This window comes from Mesorhizobium sp. W050 (assembly GCF_054719535.1).
On the sequence record NZ_JBTTIH010000001.1, the window covers coordinates 4,390,874 to 4,406,205 of the forward strand.

14 protein-coding genes and 1 riboswitch are annotated in these 15,332 nt (G+C 63.2%); of the genes, 5 read left to right on the top strand and 9 right to left on the bottom strand.

Annotated features, from left to right (window positions below; all coding sequences use genetic code 11):
- The first annotated feature begins 162 nt into the window (after window positions 1–162).
- Entirely contained in the window at window positions 163–1,158 is a 996-nt protein-coding gene (araD1, locus tag ACYG9Y_RS21225; RefSeq protein ID WP_023738220.1) for an AraD1 family protein, read from the top strand.
- A 174-nt stretch (window positions 1,159–1,332) separates the two neighbouring features.
- Here araD1 and ACYG9Y_RS21230 read toward each other — a convergent pair whose 3' ends face one another.
- Both ACYG9Y_RS21230 and ACYG9Y_RS21235 read right to left on the bottom strand, forming a co-directional pair.
- Window positions 1,333–2,103, bottom strand: coding sequence for an ABC transporter substrate-binding protein (locus ACYG9Y_RS21230; protein ID WP_023738219.1), 771 nt, complete (start codon window positions 2,101–2,103; stop codon window positions 1,333–1,335).
- Between the two features lie 101 nt (window positions 2,104–2,204).
- Window positions 2,205–3,299, bottom strand: a complete 1,095-nt coding sequence (locus tag ACYG9Y_RS21235) for a 2'-deoxycytidine 5'-triphosphate deaminase (RefSeq protein ID WP_023738218.1) — start codon at window positions 3,297–3,299, stop codon at window positions 2,205–2,207.
- 140 nt (window positions 3,300–3,439) lie between these two features.
- A riboswitch (SAM riboswitch) is annotated at window positions 3,440–3,517 on the top strand.
- A 57-nt stretch (window positions 3,518–3,574) separates the two neighbouring features.
- Between ACYG9Y_RS21235 and ACYG9Y_RS21240 the strand changes: the two genes are divergently transcribed.
- Window positions 3,575–4,765, top strand: coding sequence for an O-succinylhomoserine sulfhydrylase (locus ACYG9Y_RS21240; RefSeq protein ID WP_023738217.1), 1,191 nt, complete (start codon window positions 3,575–3,577; stop codon window positions 4,763–4,765).
- 11 nt (window positions 4,766–4,776) lie between these two features.
- Here the strand turns inward: ACYG9Y_RS21240 and ACYG9Y_RS21245 are convergent, their stop codons facing one another.
- The gene (locus ACYG9Y_RS21245) at window positions 4,777–5,928 is read right to left on the bottom strand and encodes a ceramide glucosyltransferase (RefSeq protein ID WP_023738216.1); all 1,152 of its coding nucleotides are present in this window, start codon (window positions 5,926–5,928) and stop codon (window positions 4,777–4,779) included.
- 222 nt (window positions 5,929–6,150) lie between these two features.
- On the opposite strand from ACYG9Y_RS21245, the gene apaG reads away from it, so the two are divergent.
- On the top strand, window positions 6,151–6,543 hold the full coding sequence (gene apaG / locus ACYG9Y_RS21250; RefSeq protein WP_023738215.1) for a Co2+/Mg2+ efflux protein ApaG: 393 nt from the start codon (window positions 6,151–6,153) through the stop codon (window positions 6,541–6,543).
- A gap of 185 nt (window positions 6,544–6,728) precedes the next feature.
- Here apaG and ACYG9Y_RS21255 read toward each other — a convergent pair whose 3' ends face one another.
- From ACYG9Y_RS21255 to ACYG9Y_RS21265, 3 genes are all read right to left on the bottom strand, one after another.
- Window positions 6,729–7,760 carry an Hsp33 family molecular chaperone gene (locus ACYG9Y_RS21255; protein ID WP_031202777.1) on the bottom strand — a complete coding sequence of 344 codons (1,032 nt, stop codon included), beginning with the start codon at window positions 7,758–7,760 and terminating at the stop codon, window positions 6,729–6,731.
- A 93-nt stretch (window positions 7,761–7,853) separates the two neighbouring features.
- Window positions 7,854–8,780 (bottom strand): ornithine carbamoyltransferase, encoded by a 927-nt coding sequence (gene argF, locus ACYG9Y_RS21260; RefSeq protein ID WP_023738214.1) that lies wholly within the window; start codon window positions 8,778–8,780, stop codon window positions 7,854–7,856.
- An 18-nt stretch (window positions 8,781–8,798) separates the two neighbouring features.
- Entirely contained in the window at window positions 8,799–9,998 is a 1,200-nt protein-coding gene (locus ACYG9Y_RS21265; RefSeq protein WP_023738213.1) for an aspartate aminotransferase family protein, read from the bottom strand.
- A 358-nt stretch (window positions 9,999–10,356) separates the two neighbouring features.
- On the opposite strand from ACYG9Y_RS21265, the gene ACYG9Y_RS21270 reads away from it, so the two are divergent.
- Window positions 10,357–10,875 carry a GcrA family cell cycle regulator gene (locus ACYG9Y_RS21270; RefSeq protein ID WP_023669627.1) on the top strand — a complete coding sequence of 173 codons (519 nt, stop codon included), beginning with the start codon at window positions 10,357–10,359 and terminating at the stop codon, window positions 10,873–10,875.
- Between the two features lie 104 nt (window positions 10,876–10,979).
- Here ACYG9Y_RS21270 and ACYG9Y_RS21275 read toward each other — a convergent pair whose 3' ends face one another.
- From ACYG9Y_RS21275 to ACYG9Y_RS21285, 3 genes are all read right to left on the bottom strand, one after another.
- Window positions 10,980–11,987 (bottom strand): magnesium and cobalt transport protein CorA, encoded by a 1,008-nt coding sequence (locus ACYG9Y_RS21275; RefSeq protein ID WP_023669626.1) that lies wholly within the window; start codon window positions 11,985–11,987, stop codon window positions 10,980–10,982.
- A 95-nt stretch (window positions 11,988–12,082) separates the two neighbouring features.
- The gene (gene phoU, locus ACYG9Y_RS21280) at window positions 12,083–12,805 is read right to left on the bottom strand and encodes a phosphate signaling complex protein PhoU (RefSeq protein WP_023681951.1); all 723 of its coding nucleotides are present in this window, start codon (window positions 12,803–12,805) and stop codon (window positions 12,083–12,085) included.
- 115 nt (window positions 12,806–12,920) lie between these two features.
- On the bottom strand, window positions 12,921–14,186 hold the full coding sequence (locus ACYG9Y_RS21285; protein WP_023738212.1) for an ATP-binding protein: 1,266 nt from the start codon (window positions 14,184–14,186) through the stop codon (window positions 12,921–12,923).
- Window positions 14,187–14,288: 102 nt separating this feature from the next.
- On the opposite strand from ACYG9Y_RS21285, the gene ppk2 reads away from it, so the two are divergent.
- The gene (ppk2, locus tag ACYG9Y_RS21290) at window positions 14,289–15,194 is read left to right on the top strand and encodes a polyphosphate kinase 2 (RefSeq protein WP_023738211.1); all 906 of its coding nucleotides are present in this window, start codon (window positions 14,289–14,291) and stop codon (window positions 15,192–15,194) included.
- Window positions 15,195–15,332 lie beyond the last annotated feature (138 nt).

A 15,332-nucleotide genomic window follows, 5' to 3' on the forward strand; every position in this document is an offset into this window, starting at 1 on the left:
GCAGCCGGCAAATTGTCGGCATAAGAAGTCCCCCTGAAGGATGTAGCTCGCGAGCGCAATCCGGACGAAGAGTTCAACCCGTGGCGCGGCTAGGTCCGAGCCGCGCAGGTCAAGGTTTGCCAAGAGGCATCCAAGGCCAAGCACATGAGAGAGGATTTAATCATGCTGATCTCCCAGATCCTCGACGACGCCGAGACCATCCGCGTCGTCGCCCGCAATGGCGGCGGCAAGACCAGGATCATCAACGGCGCCCGCAGCGTCTATTCGCTGGCCATGGAAGCCGCGCGCACCGGAACGGGCCTCGCCGCGCTGATCGAACGCAAGGGGTTCGGTGAAGCGATAGACCTCGACGCCGTCTACAAGAAGGGCCGGCTGGTGTCGCCGATCAATCATCCCGATCCCGCGCATCTGCATCTGACCGGCACCGGCCTGACCCATCTCGGCTCGGCGGCGACACGCGATTCCATGCACAAGAAGCTCAGCGATGGCGGCGGGGAGCAGCTTACCGATTCCATGAAGATGTTCCGCATGGGGCTCGAAGGCGGCAAGCCGGCCAAGGGCCAGACCGGCGTGCAGCCGGAATGGTTCTACAAGGGCAACGGCACCATGGCGGTGGCGCCGGGCGCCGCACTGATGTCGCCGGCCTTCGCGCAGGACGCCGGCGAGGAGCCGGAAATCGCCGGCATCTATGTCATCGGCGACGACGGCGCGCCGTTCCGCGTCGGCTTCACGCTGTCGAACGAGTTTTCCGATCATGTTACCGAGCGGGTGAACTATCTGTTCCTGGCACATTCCAAACTGCGCAACGCCTCGTTCGGGCCGGAAATCCTGATCGGCGACCTGCCGGCCGACGTCAGGGGCTCATCGCGAATCTATCGCGACAGCAATTTGCTGTGGGAAAAGCCGTTCCTGTCGGGCGAAGCGAACATGTCGCACACAATCGCCAATCTCGAACATCACCACTTCAAATATTCGGCCTTCCGCCAGCCGGGCGACGTGCATGTGCACATGTTCGGCACGGCGACGCTGTCCTTTGCCGACGGCATCAAGACTCAGGCCGGCGACGTGTTCGAGATCGAGGCCGGGGATTTCGGCCTGCCGCTGCGCAACCCGCTGGAGATTGAGCAGCCGGTGAAGGTGGCGGTGAAGGCGCTTTGAGAGCGTAATCTCCCTCCTTGAGGGGGAGATGTCGCCGAAGGCGACAGAGGGGGTCGTTGCGCGTGGAGCGCTAAAGTCTTCCGCGGCTGAGAGGCGCTGGCATTCTACGCGCAGCGACCCCCTCTGGCCTGCCGGCCATCTCCCCCTCAAGGGGGAGATTTGGCAGTTCCAACCTCAATAAATATCGAAATCGAAATACTTGGCCTGGATCTTCTTGTAAGTGCCGTCGGCGACGATGGCGTCTATCGCCGCATTCAGCTTGTCGCGCAGCGCCGTGTCTTCCAGGCGGACAGCGATGCCGGCTTGCGTCTCGGTGCCCTTGACGTCGCCGACAAGCTTGCAGCAGCCTTCGCTCGCCTTCTTCAGCCAGTCCATCAGCACGAACTTGTCGGAGATGACGGCGTCGAGACGGCCGTTCTGCAGGTCGGTGATCGCCTCTTCCTGGGTGGGGTAGAGTTTCGCCTCGGCGCCGGCCTTGCCGTAGGCGTCCTGCGCATAGTCGGCCTGAGTGGTCGAGGCCTGCGCGCCCACCGTCTTGCCGGCAAGGGCTGCCGGTTCGGTGGTAGTGAGATCGCTGTCCTTCGGCGCCACCAGCGCCAGCGGCGTCGTGTAGTATTTGTTGGTGAAGGCGACCTGTTTCTTGCGCTCCTCGGTGATGCTCATCGAGGCGATGATGGCGTCGAACTTTTTCGCCTGCAGCGCCGGGATGATGCCGTCCCAGTCCTGGGTGACGATCTCGCACTCGACCTTCATCTGCGCACACAGCGCATTGGCAATGTCGATGTCGAAGCCCTCGATCTTGCCGTCCGCGGTGATGGTGTTGAAGGGCGGATAAGCGCCCTCGGTGCCGATCTTCAATTTCTCCTGCGCCTCAGCCAGCGAGCCGGCCGATATCACCAGCATGGCAGCGCTCGCTGCCGATATGATCCATCTTGAAATCTGCATTTTGGTTCCCCTTGCGCGCCGTTCTCTTGCCGGCCTCCGAAAGGCAGCCAAGCATGGTGAGGCAGCGCAGGCAAGTATTTTGCCTGACGGTGATCGAAGGTTCAGCCGGCGGGGCGGAAATGCTTGGAGAGCTTGAGGCCTTGCGCCTGGTAGTTCGAGCCGAGATCGGTGCCGTAAAGCGCCTGCGGCCGCTTCAGCATGTGTTCGTAGACCAGCCGGCCGACGATCTGGCCGTGGTCGAGGATGAACGGCACTTCGTGGCTGCGCACTTCGAGCACCGCCCGGCTGCCGGTGCCGCCTGAGGCCGAATGGCCGAAGCCCGGATCGAAGAAGCCGGCATAGTGAACACGGAATTCGCCAACCAGCGGATCGAAGGGCGTCATCTCGGCGGCGTAGAGCGGCGGCACGTGCACGGCTTCGCGGCTGACCAGGATGTAGAACTCGTCCGGGTCGAGCACCAGTTCGCCGGCGCCGCTCTTATAGAGCGGCTCCCAGAAATCGACGGCATCCTGGGCGGCGCGCTTGTCGACATCGACCAAGCCGGTGTGATGCTTGCCGCGATAGCCGACCAGGCCGTTCTGGTCGCCGTCAAGATCGATCGACAGCGCAATGCCGCCGCCGGAAATGTTGGGCGGCTCGGTCGCCACCAGCATCTCGGCGCGGTGCAATTCGTTCAGCTCTGCCTCCGACAACAGCGCGTTGCCGGTGCGAAAGCGGATCTGCGACAGTCTCGATCCGGCGCGTACGACGATCGGGAAGGTGCGCGGACTGACTTCAAGATAAAGCGGCCCGTGATAGCCGGCGGCGATCTTGTCGAACTCATGGCCGCGATCGGTCATCACCCGGGTGAAGATGTCGAGCCGGCCTGTCGAGCTCTTCGGGTTGGCCGAGGCCGACACGTTTGCGGGCAGCGCCAGGCTTTCGAGCAGCGGCACGATGTAGACGCAGCCGGTTTCCAGCACCGCGCCCTCGGCGAGACTGAACTCATGCAATTTCAGCCGGTGAAGCTTGTCGGCCACCAGATGATCGGGACCCGGCAGGAAGGAGGCGCGCACGCGAAAAGCCTTGTCGCCGAGCCTCAGATCGAGGCTCGCCGGCTGCACCTGGTCGACATCGAGCGCGCGCGGCGACTCCAGCGCGCCGGACTGAAACAGCGCGGAAATGTCCTGATCGGGAAGAATGCCTGTCTGCCGCAAAAGGCTGGCTCCGCTCCAAGGTCGGTCTCTTTGTGGCAGGTTCTTGCCGCAAAACCGCTGGATATTATTGCGGAACCTGCCTGGTACAAACCTCTTAATGAAGCCGGCAATTGACGCAAGCGCAGGTGAGGTCTAAAGAGTCGTTATCCCGTGGTGATTTGGCCGGTCGGCTTGCAGCCACGTTAAACAAGTCGCTAAAGGACCGTCGGGCCGCAAGGCCATATGGACCGGTTGCGACTTTCGCGGCCGGTTTTTTTGTGTCTGGAACAAAAGCGATGAGCACCAAGAAGCGTAACTGGAAACCTCAGACCGCACTCGTGCACGGGGGAACGCTGCGTTCCCAGTTCGGCGAGACGTCCGAAGCGATGTACCTCACCCAAGGCTATGTCTACGAGACGGCGCAGGCTGCCGAGGCCCGTTTCAAGGGCGAGGAGCCGGGCTTCATCTATTCGCGCTATGCCAACCCTACCGTCGACATGTTCGAAAAGCGCATGTGCGCGCTGGAGGGTGCCGAAGATGCGCGCGCCACGGCGTCCGGCATGGCGGCGGTGACGGCAGCGCTCCTGTGCAGCGCCAAGGCCGGCGACCATATCGTTGCGGCGCGCGCGCTGTTCGGCTCCTGCCGCTGGGTGGTGGAGACGCTGGCGCCGAAATACGGCATCGAGGCAACGCTGGTCGACGGCACCGACATCGCCAACTGGGAAAAGGCGGTGCGGCCGAACACGAAACTGTTCTTCCTGGAAAGCCCGACCAATCCGACGCTGGAAGTGGTCGACATCGCAGCGGTGGCGGCGCTCGCCACCTCGATCGGCGCCAGGCTGATCGTCGACAATGTCTTTGCCACGCCCTTGCAGCAGAAGCCCTTGCAGCTCGGCGCCCATATCGTCGTCTACTCCGCGACCAAGCACATTGACGGCCAGGGACGCTGTCTCGGCGGCATCATCCTGTCGGACAAGAAATGGATCGACGAGAATTTGCACGACTATTTCCGCCACACCGGCCCGAGCCTGTCGCCGTTCAACGCCTGGACGCTGCTCAAGGGCCTGGAGACGCTGCCGGTTCGGGTGCGCCAGCAGACGGAAAGCGCGGCCAAGATCGCGGATTTCCTGGCAGGACGGCCGGAAATCGCCCGCGTCATCTATCCCGGCCGCGCCGACCACCCGCAGGCCGACATCGTCAAGAAGCAGATGACGGGCGGATCGACGCTGATCTGCGTCGACGTCAAGGGCGGCAAGCAGGCGGCCTTCGCCTTGCAGAACGCGCTCGACATCGTGCTGATCTCCAACAATCTCGGCGACGCCAAGAGCCTGATCACCCATCCGGCGACCACCACGCACAAGAACCTCAGCGACGAAGCTCGCGCCGAGCTTGGCATCGGGCCGGGAACGCTCAGGCTGTCGGTCGGTCTTGAGGATACGGACGATCTGCTGGAGGACGTTGCGCAGGCGCTGAAGGCAGCCGGGTAGGCCGCGAGGCGTCACGCTCCCGACGAAACCTCTTCCAGTTCGGCCGTCTTGGTGCCGATGGTCATGGTGTTGCCGCGCCAGTCGACGGCGCCGCTCAGCCAGCCGCGCGCCCAGATGGCGGGAAGCATCATGTCGCGGACCATCATCGCCGGGACCATGCGCAGCGACAGATGCCAGCCCTTGGCCGCGGCCAGCGCGCATTCGGGAATGTAGGCCGCCGTCAGCACGGCCAACACCGTGGCCGGCAGGCTGATGCCGGCACTTGCGGCCGCCACCAGCGCCAACGCCAACGGCACGGCGACGCCGGTCAGGATCTCGGGTGCGAAAAACAGCGGGAAGGTGACGCGGCGCAACCGCGCCCAGCGCGCCTGACGCGACCAGATGTCGGGAAGTCGGCGCTGCCCCAGTGGTTGCTCGAAAGGCGAGGCAACGAGATTGACGCGCAGGCCCAGTCCGTTGACCAGCTTGGTTGCAGCAGCATCCTCGGCGATCTCGGCGGCCAGCGCGCGGATACCGCCACTGGTATCGAGCATCGGCTTGTTCCACAGCATGCTCTTGCCCTGGGCAAAGCCGAGACCGAGCGCCTCGCCGGCATATTGCCAGCGCGCCTGCAGCGTGTTGAGGAACGCGCATTCGACCTCGGCCCAAAAGCCATCCGGCCGAGAGCCGATCGGCGTCGAGCAGATAAGCCCGGTATTGGTCCGCCAGGCCGCCATCATGTGCTGGACGTAATCCCTAGGCATCAGCACGTTGGAATCCGCGAGAATCACCCAATGGTAGTGCGCCGCTTCCCAGCCCTTGACGCAGTTGTTGAGCTTCGGGTTGCTGCTGACGCGGTCGTCGCCGATCAGCAGCCGGGCCGGCACGTTGGGAAACAGGACGATCGCCCTGTTTATCAGTTTGACGACGGGATCGTCGGCGTGAGCGACGCAGAAGATCAGTTCGTAGCGCGGCCAGTCGAGCGAGAAAGCTCGCTGCAGCGTCTCTTGTGTGAACGGCTCCACGCCGCGCGACGGCACGACGATCGAGACCGGTGGCTGCTCGTTGGACGGCGGAGGGATGAGACGGCGCGCTTTCAGCTTCGACGATGCAAGCAGGATGCTGGCGAGATTGGAAAGAAGCAAAGCGGAGGAAGCGAAGGCGGCTGTGAGAGCTGGTTCCATCGAGATCTGGTCACTCCGGAAAGGCCGCTCGCGGCTGCTTTGTCAGTCGACAGATGGGCCTTGAGTCGCCGGCAAGGTTTGCGCACACCAACATTGTCATGTGTCACTTAAATGACATTGTTTGTCGGCACCTGCGCTTTGAGGCTGGCAGGACATGCCGCTCTGCGCGTATCAAACCGCATGGCGCGACAAATGTTCCCTGCTGCGCAACCGGAGCAGCCCATGTATCGCGCCGTCACGCGCAACATCGAAGTGCAGGTCAGACCGTTCTACCTGGAGGACCGCTCGGACCCGGCGGAGAACCGTTATGTCTGGGGCTACCAGGTCACGATCGACAACCAGTCGGACGATTTCGTGCAGCTTATGTCGCGTTACTGGCACATCACCGACGGCAGCGGCCGGGTCGAGGAAGTGCGCGGCGCCGGCGTGGTCGGCGACCAGCCTGAGCTCAATCCCGGCGACAGCTATCAATACACGTCAGGCTGCCCGCTCTCGACGCCCTCCGGCTTCATGGTCGGCCACTACACCATGCGCAACAAAAAGGGCGAGACGTTCGACGTCGCTATTCCCGCGTTTTCGCTGGATCTGCCGGGGACCCGACGGACGGTGAATTAGGGGTTTTCTCCCCGTCACTATACGGGGAGAAATGCCCGGCAGGGCAATGAGGGGCAGCGCCAGACTCATGAGGTTATCTTCCACGCACATGACCTGGCTATGCGCGGCCATTCACCAAAGTTCGCGCTGCCCCTCATCCGCCCTTCGGGCACCTTCTCCCCGTGAACGGGGAGAAGGAAAAGACTTCACTGAGCTGCGAATTCCGCCGGGTCGAAGTCGTACTGCTTCGAGCAGAACTCGCAGGCGACGTGGATGCCGCCATCTTCGGTGCTGTCCTTGATCTCCTGCGCGGAAAACCCCTCGAGGATGCCGCGTATCTTGTCCCTTGAGCAGGAGCACTGGTCGGCGACCGGCACGCCGCCGAAGACGCGCACGCCATGTTCGTGGAACAGCCTGTAGAGCAGCCGCTCGGCGCCGATGGTCGGGTCGATCAGCTCGGTCGGCTCGATGGTGCCGAGCAGCGCCACCAGCTCGCGCCAAGAATTGTCGGCCGGCTCGTTCATCACGTCGCGCGGATCGCCGTCGCCTCCCGAAATGTCGGGCACGCGCATGCGCTCGGGCGACTGCGGCAGGAACTGCGCCAGGATACCGCCGGCGCGCCACTGCTCGCGCGCACCGCCGGGGCCGGGCGTCAGCAGCTTGGCCACCGACAGCCTGAGGTCGGTCGGGATCTGCTCCGACTGGCGGAAATAGGTGCGCGCGGCGTCTTCCAGCGTCTCGCCGTCGAGCTGGACGATGCCCTGATAGCGCTGCGTGTGCGCGCCCTGGTCGATGGTCAGCGCCAAAACGCCGCTGCCCAGCAGCGTCTGCTGCGAGGTCTGGCCTGCGGCCACCAGGGCCTCCAGCCGGTCGGCATCGAAGCGCGCATAGGCGCGCAATGCCGAGGGCGTGGAGAAATCCGCGACCAGCATGTCGACAGGCCCGTCGGTGCGGGTCTGCAGGATGAACTTGCCTTCAAATTTGAGCGAAGTGCCGAGCAGCACCGTCAGCACACAGGCTTCCGCCAGCAGGCGGGCGACCGGCTCGGGATAGTCATGACGGTTGAGGATGGCGTCGAGCATCGGCCCGAGCTGCACGGTGCGGCCGCGCACGTCGAGCGGGCCGACCTCGAAGGGCACGACATGATCGTCGCCGGCATAGCCGAACTCGCCGAGTTTGGGGTGATGTTCAGTCACTTGATGCGTTTCCAACATTACAAAGCTCCAGGGCGCGGCCATGCGGCCCGGAGGGGTGCATGCGTCCAAACGCGCTTGATTTGCGTGATGCGGCGCAAATAGGCATCGCGCCGCCCCGGATCAAGCGCTTGGAGATCAAGCGCCTGGAGAACAAGCGCCCAGACACCAGGCCAAAACCGCCTTCTGGGCGTGGAGCCGGTTCTCGGCTTCGTCGAAGACCACCGAATGCGGACCGTCGATGACCTCGTCGGTGACTTCCTCGCCGCGATGCGCCGGCAGGCAGTGCATGAACAGGGCGTCGGGCTTGGCCCTCGCCATCAGCGCCGCATTGACCTGATAGGGCGAGAAGACATTATGGCCGCGGGCGCGGTGTTCCTGGCCCATCGACACCCAGCAGTCGGTGACGATGCAGTCGGCTTGGTCGACGGCCTCTTCGGGCGAGCGGGTGAAGTGCAGCTTGCCGCCATTGGTCTTCGACCAGTCGATATGCTTTTGCGCCGGCTCGCTGCCTTCCGGCACTGCGACGTTCAGGTTGAAGCGGAACCGCGCCGAAGCTTCGAGCAGCGAATGCAGCACGTTGTTGCCGTCGCCGGTCCAGGCGATGGTCTTGCCGGCAACCGGACCGCGATGCTCCTCGAAGGTCATGATGTCGGCCATCAGCTGACAGGGATGGGTGTCGTCGGTCAGCCCGTTGATGACCGGAATCGTGGCATTCTCGGTCAGCTCGAGCAGCCGCTCATGCGACGTGGTGCGGATCATGATGGCGTCGACATAGCGCGACAGCACCTTGGCGGTGTCGGCGATGGTCTCGGAGCGGCCGAGCTGCATTTCGGTCCCGGTCAGCATGATGGTCTCGCCGCCGAGCTGTCGCATGCCGACGTCGAAGGACACGCGCGTGCGCGTCGACGGCTTGTCGAAGATCATGGCCAGCACCTTGCCTTCGAGCGGTTTGGTCCGTTCGCCGGCCTTGAGGCGCGCCTTGCGCACCACCGCATCGTCCAGCATCAGGCGCAGATCGCCTTCGGAAACGGCGGAAAGATCGGTGAAATGGCGAAGGCTCATCGGGAATGGTTCTCGGGATTACTTCGCGGCGGCCGCGGCGATGGCGTCGGTCAGGCCCTTGGCGCCGGCGCGGATGCGATCGAGCGCTTCGCCGATCTCGGCGTCGGTGACGGTCAGCGGCGGCAGCAGACGAATGACGTTGTCGCCTGCCGGCACCGCCAGCAGATGCTGGTCGCGCAGCGCCATGTTGACCTTGGTGTTGGGCATGGCGCATTTCAGGCCAAGCATCAGGCCGCTGCCCCTGATGCCTTCGATGACATCGGGAAATTCGTCGGCGACCGCCGCCAGGCCCTGCTTCATCAGCAATGCCTTGCGCTGGACGTCTTCGAGGAAGCCGTCTTCCAGCACGACGTCGAGCACAGCGTTGCCGACTGCCATGGCCAGCGGATTGCCGCCGAAAGTGGTGCCATGCACGCCTGCCGTCATGCCGACGGCAGCGTCGTCGGTGGCGAGGCACGCGCCCATCGGAAAGCCGCCGCCAATGCCCTTCGCAATCGCCATGATGTCGGGCGTCACGCCGGTCCATTCATGCGCGAACAGCTTGCCGGTGCGACCGATACCGCACTGGACCTCATCGAAGATCAGCAGCAGGCCATGCTGGTCGCAGAGCTGCCGCAGCCGCTTCAAGGATTGCGTCGGCACCGGGCGGATGCCGCCCTCGCCCTGTACCGGTTCGATCAGGATCGCGGCGGTCTCTGGTGTGATCGCCTTCTCGGCGGCGTCGATGTCGTCGAAGCCGACCTGGTCGAAGCCTTCGACCTTGGGGCCGAAGCCTTCTAGATATTTGTACTGGCCGCCGGCGGCGATGGTCGCCAGCGTGCGGCCGTGGAAGGCGCCTTCGAAGGTAATGACCCGGAAGCGCTCGGGATGGCCCTTGACGAACTGGTAGCGCCGCGCCGTCTTGATCGCGCATTCGAGCGCCTCGGCGCCGGAATTGGTGAAGAACACCTTATCGGCGAAGGTGGCGTCAGCCAGCCGCTCGCCGAGCCGGGCCTGCCCCGGGATCTCGTAGAGATTGGAGACGTGCCAGAGCTTGGCCGCCTGTTCGGTCAGCGCCGAGACCAGATGCGGATGGCTGTGGCCCAACGAATTGACCGCGATGCCGCCAGCGAAATCGAGATATCGCTCGCCCTTGTCGGTAACCAGCCAGGTGCCTTCGCCATGGTCGAAGGCCAAAGGGGCGCGGGCAAAGGTCTCGTAAAGCGCCGAACCGCTCATTATATGCGTCTCCGGTACCGGAAAAATCAAAAAAGCCGCCAAAGCGGCGGCCTTTGCGGCTTATCGTGTTTTTCGGCCATGAAGTCAACGAAAACGTCGCGCAGAGGCGCGCGGCAAGCTCCCGACGAGACGCCGGCTCATAAGCGACCGGGCAAGTTGGGGAAAACCTAAAAAACCGATTCGTGTTGCACCTGGGACTCTTGTCACCGAGTCAACACATGAGGTAATTGTAGTCGGGAAATAACTAGATTTCGTGCGGCGGACCTAATCACCTAATATATGTGGTGTCTGCCCCGGCAAAGATTGCCGGGTCGGGAATGGATTCCGGCTGCCGCACACTTAGCAGGAGCGCGGTCTCATGAACTGGACTGACGAGCGGGTCGAACTTCTCAGGAAACTGTGGTCGGAGGGCTTGAGCGCAAGCCAGATCGCCGCACAACTCGGCGGGGTCAGCCGCAACGCGGTCATCGGCAAGGTGCACCGGCTGAAGCTGTCGGGCCGCGGACGCTCGACCGCGACGCCGGCGCGTCAGAAGAAGACAACGCAGGGATCTTCGATCCAGAAATCGGTGCCTCGCGCCGCAACCACGCAGCGCCATGTCACGACGTCGATCGGGGCGAACGCGCTGCAGGCGCAGTTCGACGCCGAGCCAGTGGCGCGCCACTACATCCGCCCGGTCGAAAACGTCGTCGTGCCGATCTCGCGGCATCTGCAGCTCACCGATCTCACCGAGCGCACCTGCAAATGGCCGAATGGCGACCCGCTGTCGGAAGACTTCAACTTCTGCGGCAACGAGGCGGCCGAAACCGGACCTTACTGCAAGTACCACGCAAGGGTGGCGTTCCAGCCGGCTTCAGAGCGGCGCAGAAGCCGGTAGTTAGGAATAGGGATTGGGGACTGGGCAGTAGGGAATGGGGTAGCGCTCGTGAGGCGCTACCTTATTCTGCCTACTGCCTACTGCCTACTGCCTACTGCCTACCATCACAGCCACCCACTCTTCCGAAATCGCCAATACAAAAACGAGCAGATCAGCGCGATCGAGACCAATACGACGGGATAGCCGTATTGCATCTTCAGCTCCGGCATGTCGTCGAAATTCATGCCGTAAATGCCGGCGAGCGCCGTCGGCACCGCCAGGATCGCGGCCCATGAGGCCAGCTTCTTGGTGTTCGCGGTTTCCTGGCTCTGGCCGACCAGCAGGCTGGCTTCGAAAGCGAAGGCCAGAACCTCGCGCAGGCTGTCGATCTTTTCCTGCACGGTGCGGATATGATCGGTGACATCGCGAAACAGCGGATGCATGGCGGTATGGATCTGCGGCAGGTCGGCGCTGGTCAGCCGGCGGCAGACCTCGACCAGCGGCAGCGCCGCATTGCGCAGGCGCAACAGATCGCGGCGCAGCATATAGAGCCGCTCGATGTCGGGACCGGTCATCGGCTTCAGCAGCACCCTGTCCTCGATCGCCTCGACCTCGTCCTCGATCTGCTCTAGCACCGGCATGTAGTTGTCGACGATGAAGTCGAGAATGGCGTAGAGGACGAAATCCTCGCCCTTGGCCAGTGAGTGCGGACAGCTTTCCCAGTGCTGGCGCACGGCGGCGTATGAGGTCGAGGGACCATGCCTGACGCTGACGATATAGCCTGAGCCGACGAACAGATGCGTCTCGCCGAAGGTGACGCGTCCGTCGATCAGCTGTGCAGTGCGGGCAACGATGAACAGCGCATCGCCATATTGCTCGATCTTCGGCCGCTGGTGCGGATGTTCGGCGTCTTCAATCGCCAGCTCATGCAAATGGAATTGCGCCTTGACGCGCAGCAGAAGCTCGCGGTCGGGTTCGAGCAGCCCGATCCAGACGACATGGCCCGACTTCTTGGCCCATTCGCCGGCTTCCTCGATCGGAATGTCGGCGATGCGCTTGCCGGCGGTGTAGACGCTCGACGCGATGATGCCGGACGATGCCGGCGCCGGCTTGAACTCTCGGACATATTCCATCGCAGCCTCCTGAGCGCCTGGCCTTGGCCAGGAACCGAGACGCTAACATCCGGGTAGTTTAGCGCAATATGATTAAGCGTTCGAGGGGCGCGCGATCACTTCACCGGCAGCGCCGGAAGGGCAATCTTGTCGGTCTTGTCGCCCTTTGGACGCTCGGCCGGCAACTGCTCGCCGGTGACGATGTAGTAGATCGTCTCGGCGATGTTGGTGGCGTGGTCGCCGATGCGCTCGATGTTCTTGGCGCAAAACAGCAGATGCGTGCACGGCGTGATGTTGCGCGGATCTTCCATCATGTAGGTCAGCAATTCGCGAAACAGCGAGGTGTACATGGCATCGATCTGGTCGTCGCGGTCGCGAACGAAGCCTATTTTCTCGACCGAGCGCGAGGCATAGACGTCGAGCACTTCCTTGAGCTGGGTCAAAGCGAGTTCGGCCAGCGCCTCGAGGCCGCGAAACAGGCTGGTCGGCTGGCGGCCGTCAATGACGCTGACCACACGCTTGGCGACGTTCTTGGCGAGGTCACCGACCCGTTCGAGGTCGGCCGAAATGCGGATGGCGCCGACGATCTCGCGCAGATCCGTCGCCATGGGCTGGCGCTTGGCGATGATGACGATGGCTTTGTCGTCGATTTCGCGCTGGCCATCGTCAAGCACGATGTCGTCACGAATGACCTTCTGGGCGAGGCCGGGATCGGCATTGACCAGCGCCTGGATCGCCTGCTCGACCATGCGCTCGGCATGGCCGCCCATCGCAGCGATGCGCTTCGCCAGGTATTTCAGCTCTTCGTCATAGGCGCTGACAATGTGTACGGACTGCATGGGCGAAATGCCTTCCTTAAATCTTTGGCCTTTTGAGTCGTTTTCCTCGACCCTGTGCTGATACGCTAGCCGGATGACAGAAAGAAGAAACAGGCAGTTAGCAGATAGTACCGCCTCAGCCTGCCGGCAAATGGACCGTGAACGCCGCTCCCTTGCCAACTTCCGACTTGATCGAAAGCCGGGCGTTGTGGCGCGTCAGAATATGCTTGACGATGGACAGGCCAAGACCGGTGCCTTTCTGGGTGCGGCTGCTCTCCACGTCGACGCGATAGAAGCGCTCGGTAATGCGCGGTATGTGCTCTTCCGGGATGCCCGGGCCATAGTCCCTGATGGTGACATCGATGCCCGGTTCCGGGCCGGCCTCGCCCCGCGCGATCGACACCGTGACGCGTCCGCCAGGCTGGCCGTATTTGCAGGCGTTTTCCAAGAGATTCTCGAACACCTGGAACAGCTCGTCGCGGTCTCCGGGCACGTCGAGCGGCCCCTCGGCGTAGTCGCGTTCGACGACGACGCCGTTCTCGCTGGCGAGTGGGCCCAGTGAATCGATGACGCTGTCGATGGTCTGGCGCAGATCGACCTCGGTTCCCGGCCTCAGGTAAGGCTTCATTTCAAGCCTCGACAGCGACAGGAGATCGTCGATGAGGCGCGCCATGCGGCCGGTCTGGTTCTGCATGATCTGCAGGAACTGCTCGCGCGCCGCCGGATCGTTGCGGGCCGGGCCGCGCAACGTCTCGATGAAGCCCGAGATCGAAGCAAGCGGGGTGCGCAACTCGTGGCTGGCATTGGCTATGAAGTCAGCGCGCATGCGGTCGATGCGGCGCGTCTCGCTCTGGTCCTTGAATACCAGCACATAGAGATCGGTGGCGTGGCCGACCGAGGACGCGCTGACCCGGTAGGCGCGTTCCACCGGCAGCTTCTCGGTGTAGTCGACGGCATCGGAGGCGACGGCTCCCGACAGCACGCCGTCCAGCAATGCCTGCATTTCCGGGGCGCGGAATTTCAGCGACAGCGACAGGCCGGGCGCGATGCCGCCAAAGGCGGCATAGGCGGCGGCATTGGCGTGGACGATGGTGGCGGTGCGGTCGAAGATGATCAGCGGATCGGCAACGGCAGCCGCAAGATATTCGCCGGAAAGCCGCTGCAGCCCGCTCGCCTCGACCGTGGTAATGGTCTCAGCAGACCGGCTGGCGCCACCGGTTGGCAGAAGCGCGGCGGCCAGCAGCACCGTCAACGCAGCCAGGACGACATAGGCGGAGATACCGGCAAACCCATAAACGGCCATGATGGCGATCGCACCGGCGGCAAGCAGCCATCGGCTGTTCCACAGCCGGCCGGCGACGGCCTGCCCCGTGGTTGTCCGCTCTGCGCCGGTGTCAGCCATTCGTGCTTTCCGTGCTTCTGCGCCGGTCCCGCCGAAACTTCCGCTGGACCGGGTTTGAGGCCCCCCATAGCATGAGTCCGCAAGCTGGAAAGGTTCGTCTCGATGAAAAAAGCCAAGGAAAGTCCCGCCGCAGAGCCGGCAAAGGGGCCGCTGAAGATCAAGGTGGACGGCAAGGAGCGGGAGTTCGACATCGAAAACCCCGAGCTTCCCAGCTGGATCGAGGACCACAAACTGACCGCAGGCGACTACCCCTACGACAAGAAAATGAAGAGCGAGGAGTATGACGAGACGCTGGAGCGGCTGCAGATCGAACTGGTCAAGGCGCAGGCCTGGCTGCAGGCGACCGGCAGCAGAGTGATGTCGCTGTTCGAGGGGCGCGATGCCGCCGGCAAGGGCGGCACCATCTCGGTGCTGCGCCAGTATCTCAATCCTCGAACCGCGCGCAATGTGGCGCTGACCAAGCCGACCCCAACCGAAGTCGGGCAATGGTACTACCAGCGCTACGTCGCCCATTTCCCGACATCGGGCGAATTCGTCACCTTCGACCGGTCCTGGTACAACCGCGGCGGCGTCGAGCCGGTGATGGGCTTCTGCACACCGGAACAGCATGCAAAATTCCTCGACGAGACGCCGCATTTCGAGCGGATGATCTCCAACGACGGCATCTATTTCTTCAAATTCTGGCTCAACATCGGCCGCGAAACCCAGCTCGAACGGTTTCACGACCGCCGCTGGTCTCCGCTGAAGAACTGGAAGTTCTCGCCGATCGATATTGCCGGCATTACCAAATGGGACGACTACACCAAGGCGCGCGACCAGATGGTCGAGCGCACGCACAAACAGTTCGCGCCCTGGATCATCGTGCGGGCCAATGACAAGCGACGCTCGCGGCTGGCCGTCATGCGGCGCATCCTGTTGTCACTGCCCTATGATGGGCGCGATCTCGACGCCATCGGCAAGGAAGATAAGAAGATCGTCGGCGACGGGCCGTCGTTTCTCGAGAAGTAGAGACTGGCCTCGATGCAGAGGCTGAAATTACAGAGCCCACCCCCACACGGAGGTGGGCTCTGTGGCCATTGTCTAAAGCGCGTCGCATTTGAACGGATTCACGCGACGCGCTTTAGGTCTTTGTTTCATGCATGTCGT

Excerpts from the sequence above, each read along its gene's own strand:
- araD1 (WP_023738220.1), top strand. The coding sequence starts at position 163 with ATGCTGATCTCCCAGATCCTCGACGACGCCGAGACCATCCGCGTCGTC.
- ACYG9Y_RS21230 (WP_023738219.1), bottom strand. The coding sequence starts at position 2,103 with ATGCAGATTTCAAGATGGATCATATCGGCAGCGAGCGCTGCCATGCTG.
- ACYG9Y_RS21240 (WP_023738217.1), top strand. The coding sequence starts at position 3,575 with ATGAGCACCAAGAAGCGTAACTGGAAACCTCAGACCGCACTCGTGCAC.
- ACYG9Y_RS21245 (WP_023738216.1), bottom strand. The coding sequence starts at position 5,928 with ATGGAACCAGCTCTCACAGCCGCCTTCGCTTCCTCCGCTTTGCTTCTT.
- apaG (WP_023738215.1), top strand. The coding sequence starts at position 6,151 with ATGTATCGCGCCGTCACGCGCAACATCGAAGTGCAGGTCAGACCGTTC.
- ACYG9Y_RS21255 (WP_031202777.1), bottom strand. The coding sequence starts at position 7,760 with ATGGCCGCGCCCTGGAGCTTTGTAATGTTGGAAACGCATCAAGTGACT.
- argF (WP_023738214.1), bottom strand. The coding sequence starts at position 8,780 with ATGAGCCTTCGCCATTTCACCGATCTTTCCGCCGTTTCCGAAGGCGAT.
- ACYG9Y_RS21265 (WP_023738213.1), bottom strand. The coding sequence starts at position 9,998 with ATGAGCGGTTCGGCGCTTTACGAGACCTTTGCCCGCGCCCCTTTGGCC.
- ACYG9Y_RS21270 (WP_023669627.1), top strand. The coding sequence starts at position 10,357 with ATGAACTGGACTGACGAGCGGGTCGAACTTCTCAGGAAACTGTGGTCG.
- ACYG9Y_RS21275 (WP_023669626.1), bottom strand. The coding sequence starts at position 11,987 with ATGGAATATGTCCGAGAGTTCAAGCCGGCGCCGGCATCGTCCGGCATC.
- phoU (WP_023681951.1), bottom strand. The coding sequence starts at position 12,805 with ATGCAGTCCGTACACATTGTCAGCGCCTATGACGAAGAGCTGAAATAC.
- ACYG9Y_RS21285 (WP_023738212.1), bottom strand. The coding sequence starts at position 14,186 with ATGGCTGACACCGGCGCAGAGCGGACAACCACGGGGCAGGCCGTCGCC.
- ppk2 (WP_023738211.1), top strand. The coding sequence starts at position 14,289 with ATGAAAAAAGCCAAGGAAAGTCCCGCCGCAGAGCCGGCAAAGGGGCCG.